The organism is Rhizobium mulingense, assembly GCF_029194105.1.
Lineage (GTDB): Bacteria > Pseudomonadota > Alphaproteobacteria > Rhizobiales > Rhizobiaceae > Rhizobium > Rhizobium mulingense.
Window position 1 is genome coordinate 1 of the sequence record NZ_JARFVE010000038.1, and the last position, 6,074, is coordinate 6,074.

The window sequence follows — 6,074 nt, forward strand, 5'->3', positions numbered from 1 at the left end:
AGAGACCGGCGAACAAAACGTTCCAATCACGACAAACCTGACAAAAGTGGCGGATGCCCGACATTTGCGAGAAATGTCGACGGTTGCGCTGGGGACAAGGGAATTCACGTGGACTTCAAATCGCGCCAAGGATCATGTGCCTGTTCGTGGCTAAGGGGCGTTACTCGACTTCTCGTGAACGTCCCTGGCGGTCTTATCAACCCTTGTCCTGGTTCCTGCTTTGCACCACCTTCCGCTTGGAGCCATGAAGAGGGTCGTTGTTTCGATAATTTGAGGATGGGCTGCTTGGCGATTTGTTCGTAGCCCAGCTCGGGTCCATACGTCTCGGTACGGTTCGCCTGCCTATCCTGTTCACGGCACTTTCGAACATAAGACCGAACGTCATCAGAGCGATCGCTGTGATGCGCAACATATTTCATTTGGTACGACGTTTGCTGGTGATCGGTGACGCTGGTTGACCATAGGCTCTGATGCCGATCTCGTCGGACAAGGACGCAATTGAAGTCAACTACGGAGGTTTTCGGGACCTGACACGATGATTGGTTCGGTGCATGCGGAACGCTTGGCGGCACGAGGATGACACCGAAAAGTACGTGGGGTCAAATCAATGGAGTGAAAAATGAAAAAGTATGTTTGCGAATTCTTCGGGACCTTCACACTTGTCTTCCTCGGCTGCGGCACATTGCTTTATATGCGTCAAGAGGTGGGCCTGTTGGGTGTCGCTTTAGCCTTCGGGACGACCGTGGTTGCAATGGCCTACACGATTGGCCCAGTCTCGGGCGCGCATCTCAATCCGGCGGTCAGCCTGGGTTTCCTCGTGTCGCGCCGATTGAGAGTGTGGGACTTTCTCGCGTATGTCTCCGCCCAATGTGCAGGAGCTATCGCGGCGGCAGGCACGCTCTACCTTATCGCTATGAACAAGGTCGGCGGTTACGATATCACCCTAGAAGGTTTCGCCCAAACCGGCTGGGTAGTCTACGGATGGAGAGCTGCGTTCCTATTCGAGTTTATCGCCACGTTCCTGTTCGTAACTGTATTCCTCAAATGCACGGCTGGACGCGGCGCTGTTGCACGATTGGCGATTGGACTTGCCTTAGTTGCGATCCACCTTGGCGGTATCACCGTTTCGGGTTCTTCTGTGAATCCAGCACGATCGATCGGCCCAGCACTTTTCGCAGGAGGGGCGGCACTCTCTCAACTCTGGCTTTATATATGTGCGCCAATGCTCGGCGCTATTGCGGCCGGCCTTCTTCAGCTCAGGGGGATCGTCGCGTCAAGCGAGCCGCAAAGTCTGCGCCAATTTGAATCGCGCGAAATGACCAGCGACATATCCAGCCCGGTTTCATTCCTTCGCCACCGAAGGAGAGGTATCCCAAAAAGGGAAAGCCACTGATCGAGGAGGGGGTCTCGACCTTGACAGGGGAGCGCATCCCCAGACACTCGCCGTTGCATCCCGCATATCTTGACGCTTACTGCGATCTTCCTACGGATTGGGACCACGGTCGTCTCTGACGTATCGACAAACGTCGCATACGGATCGACAATGGCAGCCCAACGTCCAGCTATCATTGGCGGCGATCCAAAACGGCGGCGATCGCGGCCAAAGCCTCGTGTATCGCGATACTCACCGACCTTCCGCTCAAGGTTGTCAAGGGTCCGCGATACTCATCCATACCGCAGATGCGTGTCATTAGGAGCATGAATTTTACAATGGTGAGGCTGCCATATAGGACACGTTGGGCGGCGGATCTAATGGAGCAAATCTCCAGCGTCTGGGGGGTTGCGCTGGGGTGCCGATCCACACCCAAGCGCCGGTAGGTGATAGACGATACCCACAGCGGCTAGGAGCCATTGAATCGGCAATATGTTCTTTTGATACGGTGTCGCGCAAGTTTGGCATGGAGAATCATATGCAATCGCAACAATAGCCGAGTGCAGAGTCAAGCAGCGCTACTTGCATACGCGCAAATGTCCGTTAGAAGATTTCGACGACGTGGCAGCCCAAGCAGTTGCGCGGCAGCGAGTTTAGGCGGGGCGTACGTTGCGGCGAAAAACAGCCAATGGACACGCCGAAAACGGCTACTGGGCCTAAGTCGCCACGGTCGCCCTGTGAACTTGGAACCCAGGCAAATTGTATGACCGTTGGCCGTCGTTCAGCATGCCGAAGTCGGAGCGCTGATCGGAAGCTGGATTAGCCTGCATGATGAACGAGAGGTTGGAAAATGCCGCTTTCAAAGGCTCCCGTAGGCATCGTGAGATGTTGAGAATGCGAGCAAGAATTGTAGGTGGAAAGACAGTGCCTGAGGCGCCAGAGGCCGACGATCGCGATCTAGCTTTAGACTTCGCCAAAGGAATACTCATTGTCTTGGTGATTTTCGGTCACCTGATACAATATATCTTTTACGAGGGTGATGGCTTCTGGGATTCGGCATGCTTCAAATCGATCTACATGTTTCACATGCCTCTCTTTATGGCGATAAGCGGATATCTCTCTAGATCAGGGCTACTAGGCAAATCGTTCAGGCAAGCCATCGGTGATCGCGCGCTGCAGCTCCTGGTGCCGACGCTGTTCTGGTGCACCCTTTTGGAGGCAGTCAAATTGCTCATGTTTCCCCGGCCGCCGGACGCACCTGGCAACCTGTTGCAATTCATGCACGATTTCGTCGGCACATACTGGTTCATCTGGGCTGCGTTTGCTTCTTTTCTTTTGGTCAAACTTATTTCGATCTTCAACTCCGGGTCGGCACGCTCTTTGCTTGTCTCATCCATACTGGTCGCAGTTGCCCCCGTGACGTTTTCTATATTCCCTCTCATAAAGTACACCTATCCCTTTTTCTGCATGGGATTTTCATTTGCGCAGTCGAGAGATTGGTGGACGAGCATAATGCGGTATCATAAGCCACTCCTGATGATGTCCGCCTCTATCGCGGCTAGCTTGTGCTTCATGGCGTGGCGCGAGGACACCTATGTCTACAACAATCTCGCCTTAATCCAGGATCTGCAGTCGGCAAAAGATATCCTTCTGATGTTTTTTGGCTCGACAGTGGCCTCTGCAGTGATGATCGAGATTCTGCTTCAATCCTGGAAAATTGGACGCTCGAACCGGGTGGTTCGCTTTATCGCCGTGGAAGTGGGGCAGAGCACGCTCGTGTTGTACCTGGTGCAGGCTACGGTATTCCGTCTCATGGATTTGATACAATACGGAGAACAATGGGCTCCCACAATGAGGTCTGGCGCGGCGGGAATTCTCGGGACGATGATCATTGCCGTAGCACTAGCAGTTCGCTGGAGCGTGCGCGACATTCCCTATCTGTCCCAGCTCATGCTTGGAACGCCACCCCGCCTCGTTCGTTTGCCGAGCAATCCTGCGAATAACTAGCGGTGTTCAATTCTCAACCTAAACTTCGTCAGCAAGCAAGCATGCCAAGGCACGCGTTAAGGGGCCCATTTTTAAAGGATCCTTTTGCACGAAGATCGGCTGAGGTCCGACTGATGTGCCAATCACGTATCGAGAATCCGCAAACCCCTCGCGCCCAATGCTCCGCGACGACGCGGGCGCTTGACCCCCAGGGTATCGACTCCACCCTCTTTGAGGTTGCCAAAGATTCGGTTTGCTTCGCACTTGTTTGGGGTCCGCTTGCCGCCAGGTCCCGTTGTCCCTGCTAAAATCGCGAGCGTTCGCTAAGGTACCAGAAACGCTTTTCCGGCCTGTGCTAAGCAATGACCGGAAACAGCGAGTATCGCCTCAGCGGTCACACCGAGGCAGCACTGCTCCATGACGGCCGCTGCCACAGTCATCCTCTTGCCGGCGCCGACGGTACCGGCCAGCTAGGTCGTGCCGGCAGCATGATCCCCCGGGTGCCGTGTTCTGGTGCGGATAGAGAGTGAACGCGGCCGACGCACGCCGGCAACTTAAGATACACGCCGCCGAGGCGCCCAGGGGCTGGTTGTTGAAACGGTCCTAAAACCTTGCGGCCGGTCGATCCGGTGGGCATCGGACCAGGACCCGGCCCTGAAGGGCCATCTGATCTTCGTGAGCTTCCCCTTTGCCGGCTACGTCTAACAGCCGTTCACTGTGGAAATTCAGAGCGTTGTTGAGCTGTCGCCGGCGTCGCGGGGGCCTATGCCGCATTCCATTTGCCCGCGGCATTCCCCCAAATGACGGCGCTAACTGTCGAGGAAGGGAGCTCCAGCCAGTGATGCATGCGGGTCTCGGAGTCCATCACTGGGAGGCGCTGTGATCGCCAAGCAAAGAAGATCGACCGGCTGCACCTCGGCAAGCGGCCGGACATTGCGCCCAATCCGCGAATTGAGAGCGGAGCGGCTTCGGCGGGTGTCATTTGTTGCTGACGTGGCCGGAGAATAGGCTTCCGCCGCTGCACCGGGATGCCATTTCTTCGATCCCCACCGCGTCTTGTCCGGTTCACGACAACGTTGTCCTCGATCAATTCTTCATGGGCTAGCTAAGAAGCTGGAAACAATACAGATGCCGTGTTCCGAACCTCAGCGGAGGAGACTGGCATGAGTCTTGAACTCCCAGAACTACGCGGCGGGCAATCGCCTGGTGGAACGTGTGGCGTCCGGTCGAAGTCGATTTGAACCTTGAAGGGAAAATACATGGCAGGTCTGCATCAGTTCGCACGGAAAAGGGGGTATCGGCAAGTACACGGCCTCTCAAGATACTCTCACTGTCCTTGTCGACCTCGAAAAGCTGATTCCACCCCCCGCCTGATCCTCAATTCGAAAGCCCGAGACACGGTTTTACACCTGGCGGCGAATAGGTTGGTTGAGGGTGGAGTTCGCGGCGAAACCTACCGCCACTGGACTATCGCGACGGGAATCTCGCTTGTGAAGCGCTTTTCGTCAAGCCCGCCAGCGTTGCCCGCCGCTTGCCGTTGTTGTTGCGGCCGCCCCGTTTCGAGGGGCCATGTCATTCGTCCGGGCCAAGTTGCGTCGCCACAGGTCCCATCTGCCGCACCATTTTAAGGGATGGTGTTACCGGAAGCGGGTGTGGCCCTTAGTCAAACCGCATCCAACACTCAGGAGGATTTTAACTGATGTCAAACGTCACCCCTGTCCCCAACAATGCTCGATTAGATGAGAAAGATGCTCTCGCCACGCCTTTCATTAAGTGCCTCTTGCGTCTGATGCGTGCTCAAGACACCTTTGAATTGTGGCAAGAGAAATCGGACACCGATTTGCTCTGTGATTTCATCGTGACGAGGCAGCAGCGTAGGGCGATTCCTCTCATCGGGGGACCTGACCTAGAGGTGCAGTGGCGGCTTGAGATCTTCTATGCCGCCGTAGCACTTGCTATAGAGGAGCAGTCCGGACTGATGGCGTCACCGGTGTTGACTGTGAACCATGAGGGATTCGGTCGGATATTACTCACGGCGGGGCGGCTCGTAGTACTCTCGAAGACGCTCCGCGACGTACATCGATTTGGCTTCGACAACCTCCAAAAGCTCGCCGAGGCGGGAACTGGCCTGGTCGATAATGGCTTAACAACAATTAAGACCTATTCAGATGTAGCGCGCGTTTAAGTGCGGTTGAAACGGCTCATATAGGGCGGAATTCTTCGCTAATCTGCCCAGCAATCAAGCAATCCGGGGGTGTGCCCTAGCGTTCTTGGCGCGGGGGGGGGGGGGCGACATGGAGGAACCTGCATGACAGTGCGTTCACTACTCACTACGGCTCCTCTTTGGCTCCGGCGTATCTCACAAGCACTGATCAAGCGACGTGTATTGGCTGCGCCCCTTGTTTTCTGGTCTGCCAGTGTTCGGCAGGAAGGTAGGTGGTTGGCCTTCAAATGACCTGTCACCGAATTTTCATCCGGCGTCTGACCTGCCACTGAGAATTTCTGAACCGCTCCCAAACGTTGGACCACCGGATGCTAGAGTTTTCCGGCTTCATTCAGGGAGGCGGGCTGGTTGCGCCTCCCGAATTCACCAACGAGATCGGCACCTTGTTGCCGATCGCACCATGAGGTCTTTCCTCATTGTAGTATCTACGCCAATCCTCCATCTTTTCGCGGGCATCCGCAAGGGTCAGGAACCAATGCTGGTTCAGGCATT

Annotated in this window: 4 protein-coding genes; 3 read left to right on the forward strand and 1 reads right to left on the reverse strand. The window is 55.5% G+C overall.

All coding sequences use genetic code 11. The annotated features are described in order from the left end of the window. Positions 1 to 619: 619 nt before the first annotated feature. The 3 genes from PYR71_RS30400 to PYR71_RS30410 all read left to right on the forward strand — a co-directional run bounded on the left by PYR71_RS30400 (position 620) and on the right by PYR71_RS30410 (position 5,543). Positions 620 to 1,393, forward strand: a complete 774-nt coding sequence (locus tag PYR71_RS30400; protein WP_097545515.1) for an aquaporin — start codon at positions 620 to 622, stop codon at positions 1,391 to 1,393. An 873-nt stretch (positions 1,394 to 2,266) separates the two neighbouring features. Further along, complete coding sequence (gene nolL / locus PYR71_RS30405; RefSeq protein ID WP_309506638.1) at positions 2,267 to 3,379, forward strand: nodulation factor fucose acetyltransferase NolL; 1,113 nt, start codon at positions 2,267 to 2,269, stop codon at positions 3,377 to 3,379. 1,678 nt (positions 3,380 to 5,057) lie between these two features. After that, positions 5,058 to 5,543, forward strand: coding sequence for a NifX-associated nitrogen fixation protein (locus PYR71_RS30410; RefSeq protein ID WP_004677039.1), 486 nt, complete (start codon positions 5,058 to 5,060; stop codon positions 5,541 to 5,543). 370 nt (positions 5,544 to 5,913) lie between these two features. Here PYR71_RS30410 and PYR71_RS30415 read toward each other — a convergent pair. Further along, positions 5,914 to 6,074 (reverse strand): integrase core domain-containing protein (locus PYR71_RS30415; RefSeq protein ID WP_141504967.1); only part of this gene is annotated, 161 nt, incomplete at its 5' end.